Source organism: Haloarcula sp. KBTZ06, assembly GCF_048595605.1.
In the GTDB taxonomy this organism is placed as follows: Archaea; Halobacteriota; Halobacteria; order Halobacteriales; family Haloarculaceae; genus Haloarcula; species Haloarcula hispanica.
Map to the genome: position 1 here is coordinate 2761297 of NZ_CP184337.1, position 18063 is coordinate 2779359.

General features: G+C 64.2%; 23 protein-coding genes and 1 tRNA gene. 11 read left to right on the top strand and 13 right to left on the bottom strand.

Features of this window, described 5'->3' with window-relative positions; genetic code table 11:
* Window positions 1-79: 79 nt before the first annotated feature.
* Window positions 80-1126 carry a PAS domain-containing sensor histidine kinase gene (locus ACNO8S_RS14395; RefSeq protein WP_420182157.1) on the top strand — a complete coding sequence of 349 codons (1047 nt, stop codon included), beginning with the start codon at window positions 80-82 and terminating at the stop codon, window positions 1124-1126.
* Between the two features lie 11 nt (window positions 1127-1137).
* On the opposite strand, the gene ACNO8S_RS14400 is transcribed toward ACNO8S_RS14395, so the two are convergent.
* The 7 genes from ACNO8S_RS14400 to ACNO8S_RS14430 all read right to left on the bottom strand — a co-directional run bounded on the left by ACNO8S_RS14400 (window position 1138) and on the right by ACNO8S_RS14430 (window position 6826).
* Window positions 1138-1383, bottom strand: coding sequence for a DUF7470 family protein (locus ACNO8S_RS14400; RefSeq protein ID WP_004590621.1), 246 nt, complete (start codon window positions 1381-1383; stop codon window positions 1138-1140).
* 38 nt (window positions 1384-1421) lie between these two features.
* Window positions 1422-1832 (bottom strand): SCP2 sterol-binding domain-containing protein, encoded by a 411-nt coding sequence (locus tag ACNO8S_RS14405; RefSeq protein ID WP_014041519.1) that lies wholly within the window; start codon window positions 1830-1832, stop codon window positions 1422-1424.
* Between the two features lie 117 nt (window positions 1833-1949).
* The gene (locus ACNO8S_RS14410; RefSeq protein WP_008307449.1) at window positions 1950-2672 is read right to left on the bottom strand and encodes an ABC transporter ATP-binding protein; all 723 of its coding nucleotides are present in this window, start codon (window positions 2670-2672) and stop codon (window positions 1950-1952) included.
* Complete coding sequence (locus tag ACNO8S_RS14415) at window positions 2669-3481, bottom strand: ABC transporter ATP-binding protein (RefSeq protein WP_420182158.1); 813 nt, start codon at window positions 3479-3481, stop codon at window positions 2669-2671. Before ACNO8S_RS14415 ends, ACNO8S_RS14410 begins: the two co-directional genes overlap by 4 nt.
* Window positions 3474-4583, bottom strand: coding sequence for a branched-chain amino acid ABC transporter permease (locus ACNO8S_RS14420; RefSeq protein WP_050007487.1), 1110 nt, complete (start codon window positions 4581-4583; stop codon window positions 3474-3476). Before ACNO8S_RS14420 ends, ACNO8S_RS14415 begins: the two co-directional genes overlap by 8 nt.
* Window positions 4580-5497, bottom strand: coding sequence for a branched-chain amino acid ABC transporter permease (locus tag ACNO8S_RS14425; protein WP_420182159.1), 918 nt, complete (start codon window positions 5495-5497; stop codon window positions 4580-4582). Before ACNO8S_RS14425 ends, ACNO8S_RS14420 begins: the two co-directional genes overlap by 4 nt.
* Before the next feature lie 30 nt (window positions 5498-5527).
* Window positions 5528-6826, bottom strand: coding sequence for an ABC transporter substrate-binding protein (locus ACNO8S_RS14430; RefSeq protein ID WP_420182160.1), 1299 nt, complete (start codon window positions 6824-6826; stop codon window positions 5528-5530).
* A 140-nt stretch (window positions 6827-6966) separates the two neighbouring features.
* Between ACNO8S_RS14430 and ACNO8S_RS14435 the strand changes: the two genes are divergently transcribed.
* Both ACNO8S_RS14435 and ACNO8S_RS14440 read left to right on the top strand, forming a co-directional pair.
* Window positions 6967-7938, top strand: a complete 972-nt coding sequence (locus ACNO8S_RS14435) for a proline racemase family protein (protein ID WP_050037179.1) — start codon at window positions 6967-6969, stop codon at window positions 7936-7938.
* A gap of 71 nt (window positions 7939-8009) precedes the next feature.
* On the top strand, window positions 8010-8846 hold the full coding sequence (locus ACNO8S_RS14440) for a proline dehydrogenase family protein (protein WP_050037180.1): 837 nt from the start codon (window positions 8010-8012) through the stop codon (window positions 8844-8846).
* Window position 8847: 1 nt separating this feature from the next.
* On the opposite strand, the gene ACNO8S_RS14445 is transcribed toward ACNO8S_RS14440, so the two are convergent.
* Complete coding sequence (locus tag ACNO8S_RS14445; RefSeq protein WP_014041526.1) at window positions 8848-9564, bottom strand: helix-turn-helix domain-containing protein; 717 nt, start codon at window positions 9562-9564, stop codon at window positions 8848-8850.
* A 189-nt stretch (window positions 9565-9753) separates the two neighbouring features.
* Here ACNO8S_RS14445 and ACNO8S_RS14450 point away from each other — a divergent pair, with 189 nt between their 5' ends.
* The 7 genes from ACNO8S_RS14450 to ACNO8S_RS14480 all read left to right on the top strand — a co-directional run bounded on the left by ACNO8S_RS14450 (window position 9754) and on the right by ACNO8S_RS14480 (window position 15320).
* Complete coding sequence (locus ACNO8S_RS14450) at window positions 9754-11277, top strand: aldehyde dehydrogenase family protein (protein ID WP_191450181.1); 1524 nt, start codon at window positions 9754-9756, stop codon at window positions 11275-11277.
* Window positions 11270-11398, top strand: coding sequence for a hypothetical protein (locus tag ACNO8S_RS14455; RefSeq protein WP_275039401.1), 129 nt, complete (start codon window positions 11270-11272; stop codon window positions 11396-11398). Before ACNO8S_RS14450 ends, ACNO8S_RS14455 begins: the two co-directional genes overlap by 8 nt.
* A gap of 122 nt (window positions 11399-11520) precedes the next feature.
* Entirely contained in the window at window positions 11521-11808 is a 288-nt protein-coding gene (gene eif1A / locus ACNO8S_RS14460) for a translation initiation factor eIF-1A (RefSeq protein ID WP_004516096.1), read from the top strand.
* A gap of 41 nt (window positions 11809-11849) precedes the next feature.
* Entirely contained in the window at window positions 11850-12785 is a 936-nt protein-coding gene (rio1, locus tag ACNO8S_RS14465; protein ID WP_004590597.1) for a serine/threonine-protein kinase Rio1, read from the top strand.
* Between the two features lie 273 nt (window positions 12786-13058).
* Window positions 13059-14108, top strand: a complete 1050-nt coding sequence (locus ACNO8S_RS14470) for a two-component system sensor histidine kinase NtrB (RefSeq protein WP_151103902.1) — start codon at window positions 13059-13061, stop codon at window positions 14106-14108.
* Window positions 14109-14203: 95 nt separating this feature from the next.
* Window positions 14204-14752 carry a KH domain-containing protein gene (locus ACNO8S_RS14475; protein ID WP_004590591.1) on the top strand — a complete coding sequence of 183 codons (549 nt, stop codon included), beginning with the start codon at window positions 14204-14206 and terminating at the stop codon, window positions 14750-14752.
* A 127-nt stretch (window positions 14753-14879) separates the two neighbouring features.
* Window positions 14880-15320 carry an acyl-CoA thioesterase gene (locus tag ACNO8S_RS14480; RefSeq protein ID WP_014041531.1) on the top strand — a complete coding sequence of 147 codons (441 nt, stop codon included), beginning with the start codon at window positions 14880-14882 and terminating at the stop codon, window positions 15318-15320.
* Between the two features lie 57 nt (window positions 15321-15377).
* On the opposite strand, the gene ACNO8S_RS14485 is transcribed toward ACNO8S_RS14480, so the two are convergent.
* From ACNO8S_RS14485 to ACNO8S_RS14505, 5 genes are all read right to left on the bottom strand, one after another.
* Complete coding sequence (locus ACNO8S_RS14485; RefSeq protein WP_014041532.1) at window positions 15378-15653, bottom strand: hypothetical protein; 276 nt, start codon at window positions 15651-15653, stop codon at window positions 15378-15380.
* Window positions 15650-15889, bottom strand: coding sequence for a hypothetical protein (locus tag ACNO8S_RS14490; RefSeq protein WP_129755721.1), 240 nt, complete (start codon window positions 15887-15889; stop codon window positions 15650-15652). The genes ACNO8S_RS14485 and ACNO8S_RS14490 overlap by 4 nt, the downstream gene beginning before the upstream one ends.
* A 74-nt stretch (window positions 15890-15963) precedes the next feature.
* A complete protein-coding gene (locus ACNO8S_RS14495; protein WP_023843446.1) occupies window positions 15964-16203 on the bottom strand; it encodes a hypothetical protein in 240 nt (79 codons plus the stop codon).
* A 304-nt stretch (window positions 16204-16507) separates the two neighbouring features.
* Window positions 16508-16579: transfer RNA gene (locus ACNO8S_RS14500), tRNA-Thr, on the bottom strand.
* A 67-nt stretch (window positions 16580-16646) separates the two neighbouring features.
* Window positions 16647-17303, bottom strand: a complete 657-nt coding sequence (locus ACNO8S_RS14505) for a DUF7114 family protein (RefSeq protein ID WP_014041535.1) — start codon at window positions 17301-17303, stop codon at window positions 16647-16649.
* A 60-nt stretch (window positions 17304-17363) separates the two neighbouring features.
* On the opposite strand from ACNO8S_RS14505, the gene ACNO8S_RS14510 reads away from it, so the two are divergent.
* Window positions 17364-18038, top strand: a complete 675-nt coding sequence (locus ACNO8S_RS14510; protein ID WP_129755722.1) for an enoyl-CoA hydratase/isomerase family protein — start codon at window positions 17364-17366, stop codon at window positions 18036-18038.
* Window positions 18039-18063: the final 25 nt, after the last annotated feature.

The following is an 18063-nucleotide window of genomic DNA, read 5'->3' on the forward strand; positions in this document are numbered from 1 at the left end:
GAACCCCGTTCAGTGTCACTTGCCGAACCGCGGGCCGTCTGTACTGCGTGGTTATATTCATTGGGTGCCTCTCTCTCGCATGGATGACCAGTGTCGTGTTCTGGCGGCCGCACTCGAAACGCTCGACGATGTCTTCTACGTCTACGACGCGGACGGCCGGCTTGCCTACTGGAACGCCCGACTGAACGAACTGTTCGGCCTGACGGACAGCGAACTGTCGGGCATGGACCCAACCGAGTTTTTCGTCGCGGACGACCGGGCAGCCGTTGAAGCAGCCATCGCGGAGGTGTTCGAGTCGGGTCAGACGACCGTCGAAGCGCGGGCCGAGACGACGGAGGGAGTCGTGACGTTCGAACTCAGCGGCCGGCTTCTCACGGCGGACGACGGCACAGTCCAGGGATTCAGCGGTGTCGGCCGCGATATCACTGCCCGTCGCGAACGGGAGTGGCATCTCCAGCGACAGAACGAGCGGCTCACGGAGTTCGCTGACCTGCTAGCACACGACCTCCGGACGCCGCTTGCCGTCACCAGCGGCCACCTCGAACTCGCTGCCGAGGAGCTGTCGCCCGAACGTATCGACGCCGCCAGAGACGGGTTGGGGCGGTTAGAAGCCATCATCGACGATATGCGAACCGCGACCAGGGAGGGAGCGCTGGCGGCCGACAAGCAGACCATCAATATCGCCGACGTGGCGACGACAGCGTGGAACCACGTCGAAACCGGCAGTGCAGTGCTGGAACCGCCGCCGTCGATACTGGTCGAGGCCGACGCAAAGCGATTGCTCCGACTGTTCGAGAACGTCTTCGCCAACGCCGTCACACACGGTCCTGAACGCGACGAACGGGGCTCTGACGAGGAACGCGACGGTGACGCGACCGGCATAACAGTTCGTGTCGTGCCGACGCCCGACGGCTTCGCGGTCGAGGACGACGGCCGGGGAATCGCTCCCGACGAACGGGAGCGGGTGTTCGAACCGGGCGCGTCACGGGCGGCTGATGGGACCGGCTTCGGTCTCTATATCGTCAGGGCAATCGCCGAAGCCCACGGCTGGACAGTACGTGCCACAGCAGGAGAACACGGCGGTGCACGGTTCGAGTTCGATATTGATGCGGACACCGCCTGTTAGTCGTCTCCGCCTCAGGGCATGCCGTCGCCGCCCATACCGCCACCGCCCATGCCGCCGCCACCCATCCCGCCCATCCCGCCGCCGAGTCCGAACGCGCCGAGCAGGCTCGTGACGAGGCCGTAGACGACCAGCCCGAGGCCGCCGACGACCAGGGCGATGCCGACGGCGACGATGGGTGCCTTCCACGCGACTAGACCGATGCCGGCGAGCAACACGACGATGCCGCCGATACCAACCGCACCGAGTTTGTCGAGCATACCCGTGTAGGCCAAGCGGGCGGACAAAAGCCCGTCGGTCAGTGCTCGAACTCGGTGTCGACGTTCTGTGCCGCCGCGACCATCTCGGCGATGGTGTCCTGGCGGCGCAGCAGCCGCATCGTATCGCCCTCGACGTCGAACGTCCCGTCCATCGCCGCGGCGGAGATATCGAGGTCGCCCTGCAGCATCGTGACCCACTGACTGTAGGGACCACGGAACGCGAAGTCGTACTCGGGGTCCGCGACCGTCCCAGCGGCGGTACAGACACCGTCCTTGATTACAACGACGAACTGTATCGGTTCGCCGGTATAGGCGTCGTCAGCACGGATTTCGAAACAGAATACGGCGGTGAAGCCGTCGGCGCTGTCGGCGAACTCGGACCGGTCGTTTATCCGGTCGCGCCACGCGGCGGCCCAGTCGTCGGCCTCGGTCGGCAGCGTCACAGTCATTGGCAGGCGGTATGCAAGGGGGGCTTTTCTGTGTTGCCTTGTCCGTTCGAATGCGACGCCAGCAGGGTCGTCGTCGCGGCTCCGCGGCGAGCGCGAATAAAACAGCGATGTGAGACCTCAGCGGCGCGATTCGCCGCCGAGATACAGCCGGGACACCTCGGGGTCGTCGAGCAGCGAGTCCGCCTCGCCCTCGAACTTGACAGTCCCCTGGTCGAGGACGAACCCGCGGTCGGAGATGCCCAGTCCCTCGCGGGCGTTCTGCTCGACCATCAGGATCGACGTGCCCAGTTCGTTGACCGTCTCCACGTCGTCGAACACCTCCTTGGCGGTGTTGGGTGCCAGACCGGCGCTTGGCTCGTCGATGAGCAACACGTCGGGCTCCATCACGAGCGCGCGGGCGAAGGCCAGCACCTGCCGCTGGCCGCCCGAGAGCGTCTTCGCGTTCGCGGTACGCTTGTCGTCGAGGATGGGGAACCGGTCGTACAGTTCGGCCACGACCTCGTCGAGGCCGCCGTCGCGGGCGACCCCGCCCATCCGGAGGTTCTCGTCGATGGTCAGCGAGCCGAACACGTTCTCCGTCTGTGGGACGTAGCCGACGCCGATTCGGACGATATCCTCCGGAGCCATCCCGCCGATTTCGCGGTCGCCAAGACGTACCGAGCCGGTCCATGGCTCCAGCATGCCGAACACCGTCTTGAGGACGGTGGACTTACCGGCCCCATTCGGGCCGACGAGGCAAGCGATCTCCCCCTCGCCGAGCGTCAGTGAGAGGTCATCGAGTACCTGCACTTCACCGTAGCCGCTGTCGACGCCGTCGACGGTGAGGATAGGGTCGGTCATTCCGACGGCCCTCCGAGGTAGGCGTCGATGACGCGCTCGTCGCTCCGGACCGCCTCGGGCGGCCCCTCGACGAGGACACTCCCCTGATTGAGGACGATAATCGGGTCGGCGAGCCGCATAATGAAGTTCATATCGTGTTCGATGATGAGGAAGGTGATGCCCTCCTCGTTGAGTTCCTCGATGAACCCCGCCAGTTTGTCGGCCAGCACAGGGTTGACCCCGGCGACCGGCTCATCGAGCAACAGCAGGTCGGGTTCGGCCATCATCCCGCGGGCCAGTTCGACCAGTTTCATCTGTCCGCCCGAGAGGTCCGTTGCTGGCTGGGTCGCCAGATCGCCAATTTCGAACCGTTCGAGCATCTGCTGGGCCTGTTCCAGCGAGCGCCGTTCCTCCTGTTCGACGGTGTCAGGTGAGGTGAACAGCGGGATGATCGACTCCCCGGTCTGGTTGTGCGGCCCCACGAGCAGCGCCTCCCGGACGGTCATCCCCTCCGGTTTGCGCGGCGTCTGGAACGTCCGGATCATCCCCTGATCGGCGATCTGGTGGGGCTTCTGGCCGGTCACGTCGACGCCGTTGACTGCGACGGAGCCGGCGTCGGGTTCGTAGAAGCCCGAGACGAGATTGAACAGCGTGGACTTGCCGGCGCCGTTCGGGCCGATGAGGCCCGTTATCGTGCCGCGTTCGACCTCGATTGACGCGTCGTCCGTCGCCACGAGGCCCCCGAAGCGTTTCTCTAGACCTTCCGCACGCAGTACCGGGTCGTCCTTCCCGAGAACCGGGCCGTCGGAGACGAGCGACTGCTCACTCATCGCGACCACCGCCCAGCGAGTCTGGCCAGATAAGCTCGCGCTCCGGCGGGAGAATCCCCTCCGGGCGGAGCCTGACGATAAAGATGATGAGCAGGCCGACCAGCATGAGTCGGAGCGGTGCCGCGCCGATGGGCAGCGCGCCGGTGTCGGTCAGGAAGCGCGTTCCCTGCTGGATGGCAACGATAGTGAATCCGCCCAGCATCGCACCGCGGTCGCTGCCGGTGCCGCCGAGGATGACAGCGACCCAGACGTAGAACGTCGTGATCGGCTGGAGGTCCGAGGGACTGACGAACAGGACGAGGTGGGAGTAGAACACGCCCGCGAGCGCCATGATGAGGCTCCCGATGACGAAGGCCTGCATCTTGAACGCGAACGTGTTCTTGCCCAGCGTCTCCGCGAGGTCCTCGTCGGTCCGGATGGTTCGCAGGACGCGGCCCCACGGCGACTGGTGGATGCGCCGGAGGAACAGGTAGACGGCCGCGACAATCACCGTGACGAGGACGACGTTCAGCGCGCTGGTGACCACCGACTGACTCATGTTGAACACCGGCGTCCCGCCTACGTAGAAGATGTAGGGGTACGTCAGGTCACCGAGCACGGGCCAGTCGGAGAAGAACAGCGGGATGCCGGTCAGCCCGGCGCTGCCCGCCGTCCACTGGGATTCGTTGAGGATGAAGATACGGACGACCTCTGCGAGCCCTAGCGACGCGATTGCGAGGTAGTCGTCGCGGAGTTTCAGCGTCGGATAGCCGATGATTACCGCGAGCACCGCGGCGAGACCGAGACCGCCGAACAGCGCGACGATGGGGCTGACACCACCGGATATCGGCGAGCCGGATGCCGTCAGCAGGGCGGTCCCGTACGCGCCGAGGCCGAAGAAGGCCGCGACGCTGAAGTTGATCATGCCGCCGTACCCCCACTGGACGTTCAGCCCCATCGAGAGGAGCATGTACATCGCCGACAGCCCGACGAGATACAGCAGGTACGCTGGGGCGAGGAAGCCGGTGATGACCGCGAGGAGCAAGAGCGCGGCGAGCGCGCCCAGCACCCCCGCGACGCCTTTCTCCCGGGGCGAGTACCCACCGACATCGAGCGCGCTCATGTCATATCCCCCGCGATGCCGCGGGGCCTGACAAGCAGGACCGCGACCATGATGACGAATGCGACGGCCGGCGCGTAGGCGTTGCTGATGGGGAGCCCGATGTCGCCGAGCAACGGCGTCAGTTCGTGGAGCATCCCGATGAGCAGCCCACCGAGCATCGCCCCGTACACCGAGCCGATGCCGCCGAGAATGACCGCAGCGAACACGACCAGCAGGATGTTGAAGCCGATGCGCGGGTCGAGTTGGCTGTACAGCGCGAGGAAAACGCCGCCAGCGGCGGCCAGGGCGCTGCCGACGACCCACATGACGAGGATGACGCGGTCGGTTCGGATGCCGCTCACGCGTGCGAGGTCGGGGTTGTCGGCCGTCGCGCGCATCTTCCGGCCCAGCGTCGTCCGCTGGAGCAGCAGGTGCAGACCGGCGACCAGCACCGCCGCGCTGACGATGATTGCGACGTCCCGCTGTGTCACCGCGACGTCGAGCGTGTCCAATAGCACCGGAATCGGCCCGCTGCGACGGATATCGTACTGCAGGAAGTCCGTCCCGAAGGACGCCTGTAGCACCGCGCGGTAGACGAACGCCACGCCGATACTCGTGATGAGGAGCCCGATCGAGTCCGTATCGAGGGGCTTGTACACGAGAATGTGAGTCAGGACGGCGACGACGGCCGCTAGCGCCATTCCGACTGCCAGAGCGATGAAGAACCCGATTGGGAGACCGAGAACGGTGCCGCCAAGGCCGCCGAACACACCGAACGCGACGAACGCCCCGTAGGCACCAAGCGTCATCGTATCGCCGTGTGCGAAGTTCGCGAAGTCGGCGATGCTGTAGACCAGCGAGAGTCCGATGCTCCCGAGGATGATGATACTACTGAAAACGAGCCCGTTTGCCAGGTACTGTAATATCTGCGCCATTGGTGAAAATGGAAAAGGGTCGTGGCCGCCTTAGCCCTCGATGAAGCCGCTGGATTCGTACGCGTGGTCCACGACTTCGAACACCTGCAGCAACCCGACGGGATCACCGTTCTCGTCGAGGTCGATCGGGCCGCTCACGCCGGTGTAGTCCACGTCCGATGGCGAGCCACCGTTGGCCAGAATCTCGTGTGCATCCTCATAGGTGGTCGCCTCCTCGCCTTCGGGACGAGTCACGTCACGGACGACCTCCATGAGCGCCGAGCCGGTGAACTCGTCGGCGGCTTCGATAGCGAGTGCGCTGACGACCACCGCGTCGTAGGCGTACGCCGACCACGACGTTGGTTCCTCGCCGAAGCGCTCCTCGAACTCCGAGACGAACGCCTGGTAGTTCTCGGCGTCCTGTGGGACGCTCGGCACCACGGCCTTCATTCCGTCGAGGCTGCCCTCGGGAGCTGATTCGAGGACTTTCGGGCCTTTGACGCTGTCCCCACCGTACCAGGCGGCCTGATCGGTGACGCCCAGGTCGAACGCCTCCTGGGACATCGTTGCGAACTCCGGCTGGTAGGTGATGAACACCCACGCGTCGGCGTCGGTGTTAGCCATCGAGGAGATGGTGCTACTGTAGGAGGACTGGCCCTGGTCGTGGGGTTCGTTGTAGACGATTTCTCCGTCGTAGGCCTCGATAAAGGCCTCGCCGACGGACTGCCCGTAATCGTTGTTGATCCAGGCCAGGGCAGCGGACTCGTTACCGTCTTCATCGAGGAGCGTTGAGATCGCCTCCGCCTGTGCCTTGCCGGCCGGCGGCATCCGGAGCAGGTCCGGGAAGTTCGTCAAGTTCGGGCTGGTGCTGTTCTGGCTGATCTGGACGACATCAGTGTTCTGGACAACGCTCTCGTGGATGGCCGTGCTGACGCCGCTCCCGACAGTACCGATGAGCAGCGGAACTTCTTCCTGATTGACCAGTGTCTGGGCCGCGCTGACCCCGCCCTGGCTCGTACTCTGGTCGTCCTGCTGTGAAATTTCCAGTTCACCGCCACCGACGCCGACCGAGTTGACGTCGTCAAGCGCGATTTCCTTGCCGCGCTGATTCCGCTGTCCGAACGCCGATAGTGAGCCGGAGAGGCTGTCGACCATCCCGATGGTGTAGGTTTCGGAGCCTGAGTCCGTCGAGGTGTCCGTCGATTCACCGTCGCCGCCGTCACCACCGTCGCCACCGTCACCTTCGTCGGGAGCACCACCGGAACAGCCGGCGAGGCCGACGAGTCCGGCACTGGCAGCGGCTTTGATTACGCTTCGCCTGTCGATCGAAGACTTGTCATGGTCGTTCATGGTATACTGATATCCTTTTTCGTAAGTCCCTGTATAACCCTGTCACCGTCCATGGTAGGCACCATGTTCTGGACGGCGTACGGAAAGCCGTCAATTAATACTTCTGGAACGCCTTTCCCGCATAGAGTATCGCTACGGCTATGGAACGAACGGAGTTTATCACGGTAGACACGCATACGGGCGGAGAGCCGACGCGCATCGTACTCGACGGCATCGAGGCCGACACACTCGCCGGAGAGACCGTCCGGGAGAGACGCGACCGGTTCGCAGCCACAGCAGACGGCGTCCGAAAACTCCTCATGCAGGAGCCCCGCGGACACGCGGATATGTTCGGGGCGGTCCCGGTGCCCACCGACCGGGCCGACCTCGGGGTCTTCTTCATGGACACTGACGGCTATCTGGACATGTGTGGCCACGGCCTCATCGGGGTCGTGACCGCACTCGTCGAACGGGGCGAACTCCCCGAAACGCGGGAACTGACCGTCGAAACCCCGGCCGGGCTGGTCGACGTGACGGTCGAAATAGCTGACGGCGTCGTCCACCGCGTCGCGTTCGAGAACGTCGACAGTTACGTCTGTGAGACGATTACCGTCGAACAGGACGGCATCCCGGTCGAGGCTCGTATCGTCTATTCCGGGAACTACTTCGCCGTCGTCGACGCTGAGAGCCTGGGCGTCACGCTCGACGGCGAGGATGCCACGCAGTGTATCGAGCCCGCACTGGCACTCCGCCGAGCAGTCAACGACGTCGCACCCGACGACCCAGTCACCGGTTCGTCAGTGACCGTCTCGGCAGTCGAACTCACCGCCGGCGGCGACAGCGACCGGAGCTGTGTGGTGTTCGCCGACGGATCTATCGACCGCTCTCCCTGTGGGACGGGGACGTGTGCGCGGTTGACGCTTCACCACGTCGACGGTGACCTCGCTGTTGGCGAGCGTGTCGAAGTGACCGGCCCGGTGGGGTCGGCGTTCGAGGGGTATATCAGCGAGACAAACGTCGACGACGGTGTCACCGTGACCAGCCCGGTCGTTTCGGGTACAGCGCATATCACGGGCGATCACACGTTTTACCGGGACGACGACGATACGCTCGGCAGTTTCACACTCACTTAATTTCAGGCCATGGAGGAGGACTTTTTTGGTAGGGGGTGCGTTTAGGCTCATATAGTGGCGTAGTTTCGATAATGATTCCGCCGATAGCGAACAACTTCGTCGCCGGGGAGACAGCCCCGGGGGCGCTCGACCACGTCGCTTCGCTCAACGACGACGGCGTCAAGGGCATCCTAAATCTGTTAGGCGAACACTACGACGAGCGCCAGCCCGCCAACGAGGACGCAGACCAGTACATCGAGTTAGTCAAAGAAATCGACAGGAGCGGCCTCGACTGCGCTATCTCGGTCAAGCCCTCGCAGATCGGCCTCGACGTTGGGGACGACGTGTTCGTCGAGAACCTCGAACGGATCGTTGCGGCGGGCGACGACCACGGCGTCTTCGTCTGGGTCGACATGGAGGATTACACGACGACCGATGTGACCCTCGACGCGTACGAACGACTCGTCACGGACCACGAGGGCGGCGTCGGCGTCTGTACACAGGCAAACCTCAAGCGGACGCCCGAGGACCTCGAACGGCTCGCTCCTCTTCCCGGGAAGGTCCGGCTGGTCAAGGGAGCCTACTCCGAGCCCAAAGAGGTCTCTTACAAGAAAAAAGAGCGCGTCAACGAAGCCTACCGCGACTGTCTCGAACTGATGTTCGAGGAGTTCGATGGCGGTATCGGCGTCGGTAGCCACGATCCGGCGATGATAGACTACGCGAAGGACCTCCACGACGAGTACGGCACTGACTACGAAGTGCAGATGCTAATGGGCGTCCGCGACGACGCCCAGCGCGACCTCGCCGCGGAGGGCGTCCCGATGTGGCAGTACATCCCCTACGGCGACAAGTGGTTCTCCTACTTCTACCGGCGCGTCCGTGAACGCAAAGAGAACGCGCTGTTCGCTGTTCGGGCCGTTCTGAGCTAACTTACTGGTCCGGGTCGAGTAGTTTCGCTTCTGCTTTCCGGAGGTGTTCGAGCAGCGTCGTCTTCGAAACGCCGAGTTTCGACGCGAGTTCGCGCGTCGAGATGCCCCGCGGCCACGCGTAGTAGTCCTCCTGTCTGGCGAGTTCGAACGCCTCGCGCTGGCTGTCCGAGAGTCTGTCCATCCGCCGGAGTTGCTGCGGATTGCCGCCGCCGGCGGACGTGATTCGAGTCACTTCGATATCGGCCGACTGTTCCTCGCGGATCTCGTCGAGGAGCGACTCGGCCTCGTCGCGGGAGTCCGGGAAAAACACCGGCCAGTGCTCGCGGCCGTGGCGGACGCGAACCGGGTCGTTGTGGATGAACCCCCGCGAGAGAAGGCTGTCGCTAATGGTGTTGTCCGGGTCGTACTCGACGAACAGCTCGCGGGTCGTGTTCCCCGGCGACGAGGACGTGCCAGTCGCGCCGTGGCGCTCGCGTAACTCCAGCACGGAGTCGGTCAGCGACGAATCACGGGTCGCGTCGATGAGATCCTCGACGTCGTTAATACTGTCTGCGTACGCCGTGAACAGGCCCTTCACGCTGCCGTTCTGGGTGTTGTACACGCCGTGAGCCAACAGGCCAGCCGCGGTCTGATCGGTGACTTCGAGGGTCCAGCAGTCAGGATGCCAGATGCTCAGGGTGAGCTGGAGTCCCCCGTGTTCTGATTGTGCTTCACTCATACTGGGCGCCCTCCGTATGAAGGGGTGCTAAAGACAGTCACGATATGGACGCAGATAAAGGTGCGGTTCATAAGGGGAACACCGACCATGGGAGATAATGCCGGATTGTAGATGATATATCAGGCTACGACCAGCCCCCTGACCATGGACGGTGGAACATATTGGTGGGGGACGCGTACAGTACCTACCATGAGTACAGACGACTCACGGCGACACTACATCGACGGTGAATGGACGACAGGCACCGGCGAGGAAACGTTCACAAGTCAGAACCCGGCTACCGGCGAGGCGCTCGCCTCGTTCCACCGCGGAACCGAGGCCGACGTCGACCGCGCGCTGGCCGCGGCAGAAGACGCCTACGACGAGTGGCGCTCGCTCTCGCACATCGACCGCGCAGAGTACCTCTGGGACATCTACCACGAGCTGCGTGACCGCCACGAGGAACTCGGCGAAATCGTCACCATGGAGTGTGGCAAGGAGATCAGCGAGGGGCTGGCCGACGTGACCGAGTCCTGGCACATGGTCGAGTGGGCCGCCGGCAACGCCCGCCACCCCCACGGCGACGTGGTACCGTCCGAGATCGCCAGCAAGGACGCCTATATGCGGCGCAAGCCGAAGGGGGTCGTCGGCTGTATCACCCCGTGGAACTTCCCGGTCGCAATCCCGTTCTGGCACCTCGCAGTGACGCTGGTCGAGGGCAACACCGTCGTCTGGAAGCCCGCCGAGCAGACCCCGTGGTGTGCCCACATCATCGCCGAGATGTTCGAGGACTCGGGCATCCCGGACGGCGTGTTCAACCTCGTGCAGGGCTACGGCGACGCCGGCAACGCCATCGTCGAGGACGACCGCGTCGAGACGGTCCTCTTTACGGGCAGCGCCGAAGTCGGCCACAAGATCGCCTCCAAGGTCGGCGGCGAACCCGGCAAGATCGCCGCCTGCGAGATGGGCGGAAAGAACGCCGTCATCGTCACGGAGGAAGCCGATCTCGATATCGCCGTCCACTCGGCCGTGATGTCCAGCTTCAAGACGACCGGCCAGCGCTGTGTCTCCTCGGAGCGGCTCATCGTCCACGAGGACCTCTATGACGAATTCAAGGAGCGGTTCGTCGACATCGCCGAAGACATCGCCGTCGGCGACCCGCTGGAGGAAGACACCTTCATGGGGCCGCTCATCGAGCGAGACCAGGTCGAGAAGTTCAAGCGCTACAACGACCTCGCTCGCGAGGAGGGCGCGAACGTGCTCGTCGACCGCGCCGACCTCGATGCCGAAGAGATTCCCGAGGGTCACGAGGAGGGCCACTGGGTCGGCCCGTTCGTCTACGAGATCGACTACGACGAGGACCTGCGCTGTATCAACGAGGAAGTGTTCGGCCCCCACGTCGCGCTGCTTGAGTACTCGGGTGACTTCGACCGCGCACTGGAGATGCACAACAGCGTCGACTACGGCCTCGCCGGTGCCATCATCTCCGAGGACTACCGCCAGATCAACCAGTTCCGCGACGAAGCCGAAATCGGCCTCGCCTACGGCAACCTCCCGTGTATCGGCGCGGAGGTCCACCTGCCATTCGGCGGCGTCAAGAAGTCCGGCAACGGCCTCCCGAGCGGCCGCGAGGTCATCGAGGCCGTCACCGAGCGCACCGCCTGGACGCTGAACAACTCCAAGGACATCGAGATGGCACAGGGGCTGTCGGCGGACATCATCACCGATGAGTAAGTCCGTCCAGCCGCCGGAGGTCGGCTCCGTCTGTCCGCGCTGTCGCGGCGAGACGACGACGGCGACCGGCATCGAGAGTTGCACCGACTGCTCGTGGGTCGGCTGTCTCGGCGCTGACTGACGCGACGACATCGCTTTTCCGTACGGCCCCAGCGTCTGTCCCACACCGTCACGGGGGCCACGGACCGGGTTCTCGGTCCAACTTTTCCAAACCTTAAACCTCTCCCCGTCGAAGTACCGTCTATGAGCGACAACGACAGCAGAAAGAACCTGCGGATGCCGGAAGAGGACGAGGTGTTCGCCGTCGTCATGGACATGCTTGGCGCGAACCGCGTCAAGGTACGCTGTATGGACGGCGTCGAGCGCACAGCCCGGATTCCGGGCAAGATGCAAAAGCGGATCTGGATACGCGAAGACGACGTGGTCCTCGTCGAACCCTGGGACTGGCAAGACGAGAAAGCCGACATCACATGGCGCTATGAGAAACAGGACGCCGACCAGCTTCGCGAGGAGGGGCACATCCAGGAGTAGCCTGACATGTATCTGGCTGCGGGCTCGACGGAGGCAAAAGCGTGACCGAGGGGCAGTTCGGCCTGCTCGATACGGACGACGTCGACTCACCGGGTGACGAATGGGAAGAGGTCGACGTCTCCGACACGGAAGCCGACCGCATCGCCCGCAAGCGGGACCGCGAGTTCAGCGAGTTCCGCGAGCGCATCAAGGACGCCGACCAGTTCAAGGTCGAGGCCAGCGTCTTCGACGACGCCACCTACGGCGCGCTGTACAAGCTCGTGCAGGACGGCCACATCGACGCCTTCGGCGGGCCGATTTCGACCGGCAAGGAAGCCAACGTCTACACGGCGCTGTCGGGCGAGACAGAGGTCGCCGTCAAGGTCTACCGCATCAACGCCTCCGATTTCAAGGACATGCGGAGCTATCTCGACGGCGACCCCCGGTTCGAGGGCATCGGCTCGGACAAGAAGAAGGTCGTTACCGCGTGGGTCCGCAAGGAGTCCTCGAACCTCAAGCGCGCCCGCCGGGCCGGCGTCCGGACGCCGGAGCCCATCGCCGTCGAGCGGAACGTCCTCGTGATGGAGTACCTCGGGACCGAAGAGGGCCGCAGCAAACGTCTCAGCGAGGTCCACATCGAGAACCCCGAGACGGCCTACGAGGTTGTCAAGGAGTACACCCGCCGGCTGTACGACGCCGGCCTCGTCCACGGCGACCTCTCGGAGTACAACATCGTCTTCCACGAGGGCCAACTGTACATCATCGATCTCGGGCAGGCGGTGACCATCCACCACCCCAACGCCGACGATTTCCTCGAACGGGACTGCCGCAACGTCGCGAACTTCTTCGCCAGACAGGGCGTCGACGCCACGCCCGAGGACCTGCTCGCGTACGTCCGGGAGTACGCGACACCGAAGGACAAGGACGACACCGCCCCGGGGAGCGACGACGACGCCGTCCCGCAGGGGACGCCAGCCGACCGTCGTGACGACGAGTAACCACCAGCGTTCTGTTCGCGTGATGTGTTTTGGGGTGGAATCTTGTCGCAGCGGCGATATGTGAATTGTAGCCATTATCACCCATGGCACTGAGTTCCGGCAGACAAACCGCAGCACACCGCCGTTGTTACCCGCTTCCTCACAACCCGGTTTGACTGTGAAAACCACAGTGCGTAAAATGTTAGAGGTCGTATATATACACATGGATGACCTGTCACAGTGCTACCCATGCTGTGTGAGCCGGCGCTGGCCTGTCCCGAGTAGGTGCGGCTGATGGACACCACCCCATCAGACAGCAGTTCGGATCAGCAGACCGCGAACAGCGACGCCTCGGTGTCTGAGCGCCTCATCGAGGGACTGTCCTCGCATGCGGTGTTCATGCTCGATGCCGGAGGCACCATCACGACCTGGCCCGACCCGGCAGCGACGCTGTACGGCTACGACCGGGACGCGACGGTCGGCCGCCACTTGGACATGCTGTTTGCCGATCCCGAGGAGATGGAGACGACCGTCGAGTCACTGCTGGTGGAGGCGACAGACAGCCCCGTCGAGACACAGCACTGGCACCGGCAGGCTGACGGCTCGGTGTTCTGGGCCACCCTCTCGCTCTCGCCGCTCGGGGACGGGGACCCCGAGGGGTTCGTCGCAGTCAGCCAGGACACGACCGAGAAACACCAGTACGACAAGATGCTCGAACGCCAGAACGACCGGCTCAAGGAGTTCACGGATATCCTCGCCCACGACCTGCGGAGCCCACTCAGTGTCATCTCCTCACGAGTGCATCTGGCCCGCGAAACCGGTGACGAGGAACACCTCGACGCGCTCGAGGAGACGAGCGACAGGATGGCCCGCCTCGTCGACGATCTGCTCTCGGTCGCCAAGCAGGGCAACGTCGTCACCGACCCGGAAACGACGAACGTCAAGGGCGTCGTCGACACCGCCTGGGAAGGGGGCGGCGGAACCACCGAACGAGCCACGCTCCACTACGACCACGTCGGCTCGGTGAGCGCCGACGCCGACCGCCTCATCGAACTGTTCGAGAACCTCTTTCAGAACAGCATCCGACACGGCGACGGAGCCGTTATCGTCCGCGTCGGCCCGCTGGACCACGGCTTCTACGTCGAGGACGACGGCCCCGGCATCCCGGCAGACATCAAAGACGACGTGTTCGACCACGGCTTCACGACTGCCGAAGACGGCAGCGGCTACGGCCTCTCGATTGTCCGGACCATCGCGGGCGCACACGGTTGGGATATCCTCGTCACCGACAGCAACACGGGCGGCGCGCGGTTCGAAATTACCGGCGTCGAGTTCCTGGACTGAAATGGCTTCTGCCGGCGGACGGGCGCCCGGCATCTTACAGTCACGCGACTGCCGAAGTTTTAAACAGGCAGACCCTCCTACAGAGAGGTATACTTATGCAACACGTGAAGATTCCGCAGGACCGTATCGGTGTGTTGATCGGCGAGGGAGGTGAGACCATGCGCGAGATCGAGGAGCGCGCAGAGGTCCGGCTGGATATCGATTCCGAGGACGGCACGGTGAAAGTCGAGTCCGTCGGCGACCCCGTGACGGCGCTGAAAGGCCCCGACATCGTGAAGGCCATCGGCCGCGGGTTCGCGCCCGACGACGCGCTGGCGCTGCTCGAAGACGACATGATGATGTTCGAACTCATCGATATCGAGGCCGCCTCCCGCAACAAGAACGACTTCCGCCGCCAGAAGGGCCGTCTCATCGGTGAGGGCGGCCGGACGCGGGAACTCATGCAGGAACTCTCCGGCGCGGCCGTGGTCATTTACGGCTCGACGCTGGGCATCATCGGCGGCCCGGAGCAGGTCGACGCCGTCCGGGAGGCCGCCGAGATGATTCTGGACGGTGCACCGCATGGCTCCGTCTACTCGTTCCTCGAACGCAAGCACAACGAGATGAAACACAAAGGCCTCGAATACCACCAGTTCACCGGATAAGTCCGGCACCGGAGCTGTTTGTCTGGCGGTTGCGAGCCACGGCACCAGTATGAATGCACGCCGTCACTGCTGAATCCCGTCAGCCGCGCACCACACCGTTTTCCCGGGACACGCTCTACGAGACGGTATGCCGACTATCGCCGATACCCATATCGTCAACCGTGAGCGCGTCCAGCCGACCCACGCTAACAACTACAACAGTGCCCACGGGGGCATCGTGATGAAGTGGATGGACGAAATCGGGGCGATGTCGGCCATGCGGGCCGCCAGAGAGTCCTGCGTGACCGCGCAGATGTCTCGCGTCGACTTCGAGCGCCCGATACCCATCGGTGACACCGCACTCATCGAGTCATACGCCTACGCGACGGGCCGAACCAGCGTCCGGGTTCGCATCGAAGTCGCCCGCGAGGACCCCCACACGGGCGAAACGGAGGAGACGACGAGCGCCTACGCCACCTTCGTCGCCGTCGACGACGGCACGCCCACGCCTGTGCCCGAACTGACGGCCGAAAGCGAGGCATGCAAGCGACTACGGGAAACGGCGCTCGCAGAAGAACCGCAGCGGTAGCCGACAGGAACTGCCACTAGAGGGCGGTGTTAGCGGGATGGCTTCCGTGCGCCAGGCTCAATGTGACGGGCTCCGCGGCGTGTCGAAGTAATTGAGCATATCCAGCACCGCGCCCAGTATGAAGCTGATAACGGCGATGACCAGAACGAGCCCCGTAAGCAGTGTCGAAATCGGGGGGGTCAGCATGAACTGGAACGCGGCGATGAAGACGCAGGTGACCATCCCAACGACCAGCAGGAACGAGCCTGCGCTGGGGTCCTCACCGGTGAGAAACTCGAGCCCGGCGAGGAAGCCGGATGTCTGTGGCGAGTCCTCGGTGACATCTTCAGTCATTGCTCGGCCTCGGGCTGTGCCGTTTCCGCGGCCCGTTGAATGATCTGCACGAGGTGTGACACCCAGAGCCCGCCGGTGAATCCGAACAGCGCGGAGACGACGACGGCCTTCGTGAGGGTGCCAAGCGGGGCGGCCGCCGCTAACAGGCAGAGTCCTCCGAAGAGGAGCATCAGTCCGTACTGGATTCGGGTGTCAAGGTCAAGGCGTGTGATGGTCTGGGCGAGGGTTGAGCGCATGTGTCGATGGTGGTGGCTGGTCGGACGGCTGGTTGTAACTCGATACGACGGCGGAAGCCGGCGTCAGTTCCTGTTCAGTCAGCGCCCTCTCGGAGAAGCCGTTTGATTTCGCCGAGTCTGAGATACGCGGCGAGTCCGAGGATGGTCGCAGGCCAGAGACCGATGAACTGACCCCGCTGTTTGTCGCCGCGGACGTAGTAGAAGTACAGCGCCAGGGCAACGGACGCGACGGACGCCAGCGCGGCGGGCCCCATGGCGCGGCCGTTCTCGGCTTGCGATACCGCCTCTGCCGTCTCGTCGTGTGTGGTACTCACATGCAATGTTGGGCCTACAGCGGTATATCCCTTTGCAAGCAGTCAGCAGAACTGAAGGTTTCGGGATTCCACGCTTCGGTACAATTTCGGGCTTGCAACTGCCACTATTGCCTCACCTGATCACGGAGTCCGTCGCTCTGGACAGTTAATTCGTTGTAGAAAGCCTCTGCCGGAATGTGAACCGGAGCAGGACGGTCGCCCTCACGCTGGTCGGCGCTGCGACTGGCAGGGATTCAAATTCCGGATCCGGCGTTTCACGCGCTCCGGACCCATCGCTGGCGCTCTGGGTCAGTCGCTTGGAAAAAGCCTAGGCCGGAATTTGAATCCGGGGTCTCGTCCTTACCAAGGACGCGCTTTACCGCTAAGCTACCCAGGCACGCATCAATGTGTATCCGGCAATTGTCTAAAGTCGTTTCGATTCAGGGCCGGTGTGTCGATTAGTATCAGTGGTCGGCGGCGGCCTCGGTCCCGTCGCCGGATGGCTGTTCGGCCCCCGCGCGGGCCCGGAGCGCGTCGGCAACCTCCTCACCGAGCAATTTGGCGTTCGACGGGAGGCCGTCGACGGCCAGTTCAGTCGCGTACTCGCGGAGCGTCGGTGTGGGTCGGATGCCGGCGGCGGTGACGCCGGCGACCACGGCGAGTTCCAGAATGTCAGTTTCGAGCGCGGCGTCGAGACTGTCGTCGTTGGTCGTCTGACGGACTGTCTGGTCGTGGCCGAACGAACGGACGACGGAGACGGCGGCGTCGGCGGCCTCGGTCCTGGCGAGCAGGTAGAAGCCACGCGAGACGAGGATGTCCGCGATGAGGATATCCAGGTCGGCCGCGTCGCGGTCGCCGTTGACCCAAGGGTCGTCGTGGGCCAGTTGGCGAGTGAGCGAAAGTCCCTCGTAGATGAGTTGAACGCCGGCGGCTCGGTCGGCGACGCCGTCGGCCAGGTCGACCGGTGGGTCGCTGGTTGCGCCCGCGCTGACGAGCGCCAGGACGCCGGGCGCAAGCGACGCGTCGTCCAGGCGAGCGGCGATCCGCTCGTGAAGCCGGTCAGGCTCGACATCGTCGACTGCCGCCAACGCCGCTCGGCGAACTGCCGCCACTTCCTCCATTATGAGGGTCTAGCGACGGGAAGGGCAAAGACCTTTGGAAACCGCAGAGTCACAGCAGGCATGGTACAGACCACGAGCGGCGATGGTATCCGGACCCTGACGCTCGACCGGCCCGACCAGCGCAACGCGCTCACCAGCACGGCGCTACGTGACCTCGAAACAGCAGTCGAGTCAGCGACCGAGCCAGTGCTGTATCTCCACGGCGCTGGCGAGGCGTTCTGCGCCGGCGCGGACCTCGACGAGGTCAAGGCCCTCGATTCGGAGAGCGCCGAGGCGTTCGCGGCGCTGGGTCAGCGGGTCGCTCGGACGCTCGAATCCTACGACGGGGCCGTCGTCGCCGGTATCGACGGCGCGGCGCGGGGCGGCGGCGTCGAACTGGCGCTGGCCTGCGATATCCGGGTGGCGACGCCCGGCGCGACCTTCGCGGAAACGGGGGTCAAACTCGGCCTGTTCGGGGCCTGGGGCGGGACAGCGCGGCTCCCCGACATCGTCGGGACCGGCGATGCGCTCGACATCGCGCTCTCTGGCCGAACGCTTGACGCCGAGACGGCGCTGCAGATGGGGCTGGTCTCACGGGTGACTGCGGAGCCTCGGGCTGTCGCTGAAGAGATAGCAGCCGTCGACGCGGACGCGCTTCGAGTGCTGAAAGCACGGATGCGAGACGATGCAGACAGGGAAACACAGGAGCGCCGCGAGCAGCAGGCCTTCGCCGACCTCAACGCGAAGACTGAGTAGGAAAGGGTACAAGACGACGCCTCGC

Excerpts from the sequence above, each read along its gene's own strand:
- ACNO8S_RS14395 (WP_420182157.1), top strand. The coding sequence starts at position 80 with ATGGATGACCAGTGTCGTGTTCTGGCGGCCGCACTCGAAACGCTCGAC.
- ACNO8S_RS14400 (WP_004590621.1), bottom strand. The coding sequence starts at position 1,383 with ATGCTCGACAAACTCGGTGCGGTTGGTATCGGCGGCATCGTCGTGTTG.
- ACNO8S_RS14405 (WP_014041519.1), bottom strand. The coding sequence starts at position 1,832 with ATGACTGTGACGCTGCCGACCGAGGCCGACGACTGGGCCGCCGCGTGG.
- ACNO8S_RS14410 (WP_008307449.1), bottom strand. The coding sequence starts at position 2,672 with ATGACCGACCCTATCCTCACCGTCGACGGCGTCGACAGCGGCTACGGT.
- ACNO8S_RS14415 (WP_420182158.1), bottom strand. The coding sequence starts at position 3,481 with ATGAGTGAGCAGTCGCTCGTCTCCGACGGCCCGGTTCTCGGGAAGGAC.
- ACNO8S_RS14420 (WP_050007487.1), bottom strand. The coding sequence starts at position 4,583 with ATGAGCGCGCTCGATGTCGGTGGGTACTCGCCCCGGGAGAAAGGCGTC.
- ACNO8S_RS14425 (WP_420182159.1), bottom strand. The coding sequence starts at position 5,497 with ATGGCGCAGATATTACAGTACCTGGCAAACGGGCTCGTTTTCAGTAGT.
- ACNO8S_RS14430 (WP_420182160.1), bottom strand. The coding sequence starts at position 6,826 with ATGAACGACCATGACAAGTCTTCGATCGACAGGCGAAGCGTAATCAAA.
- ACNO8S_RS14435 (WP_050037179.1), top strand. The coding sequence starts at position 6,967 with ATGGAACGAACGGAGTTTATCACGGTAGACACGCATACGGGCGGAGAG.
- ACNO8S_RS14440 (WP_050037180.1), top strand. The coding sequence starts at position 8,010 with ATGATTCCGCCGATAGCGAACAACTTCGTCGCCGGGGAGACAGCCCCG.
- ACNO8S_RS14445 (WP_014041526.1), bottom strand. The coding sequence starts at position 9,564 with ATGAGTGAAGCACAATCAGAACACGGGGGACTCCAGCTCACCCTGAGC.
- ACNO8S_RS14450 (WP_191450181.1), top strand. The coding sequence starts at position 9,754 with ATGAGTACAGACGACTCACGGCGACACTACATCGACGGTGAATGGACG.
- ACNO8S_RS14455 (WP_275039401.1), top strand. The coding sequence starts at position 11,270 with ATGAGTAAGTCCGTCCAGCCGCCGGAGGTCGGCTCCGTCTGTCCGCGC.
- eif1A (WP_004516096.1), top strand. The coding sequence starts at position 11,521 with ATGAGCGACAACGACAGCAGAAAGAACCTGCGGATGCCGGAAGAGGAC.
- ACNO8S_RS14470 (WP_151103902.1), top strand. The coding sequence starts at position 13,059 with ATGGACACCACCCCATCAGACAGCAGTTCGGATCAGCAGACCGCGAAC.
- ACNO8S_RS14475 (WP_004590591.1), top strand. The coding sequence starts at position 14,204 with ATGCAACACGTGAAGATTCCGCAGGACCGTATCGGTGTGTTGATCGGC.
- ACNO8S_RS14480 (WP_014041531.1), top strand. The coding sequence starts at position 14,880 with ATGCCGACTATCGCCGATACCCATATCGTCAACCGTGAGCGCGTCCAG.
- ACNO8S_RS14485 (WP_014041532.1), bottom strand. The coding sequence starts at position 15,653 with ATGACTGAAGATGTCACCGAGGACTCGCCACAGACATCCGGCTTCCTC.
- ACNO8S_RS14490 (WP_129755721.1), bottom strand. The coding sequence starts at position 15,889 with ATGCGCTCAACCCTCGCCCAGACCATCACACGCCTTGACCTTGACACC.
- ACNO8S_RS14505 (WP_014041535.1), bottom strand. The coding sequence starts at position 17,303 with ATGGAGGAAGTGGCGGCAGTTCGCCGAGCGGCGTTGGCGGCAGTCGAC.
- ACNO8S_RS14510 (WP_129755722.1), top strand. The coding sequence starts at position 17,364 with ATGGTACAGACCACGAGCGGCGATGGTATCCGGACCCTGACGCTCGAC.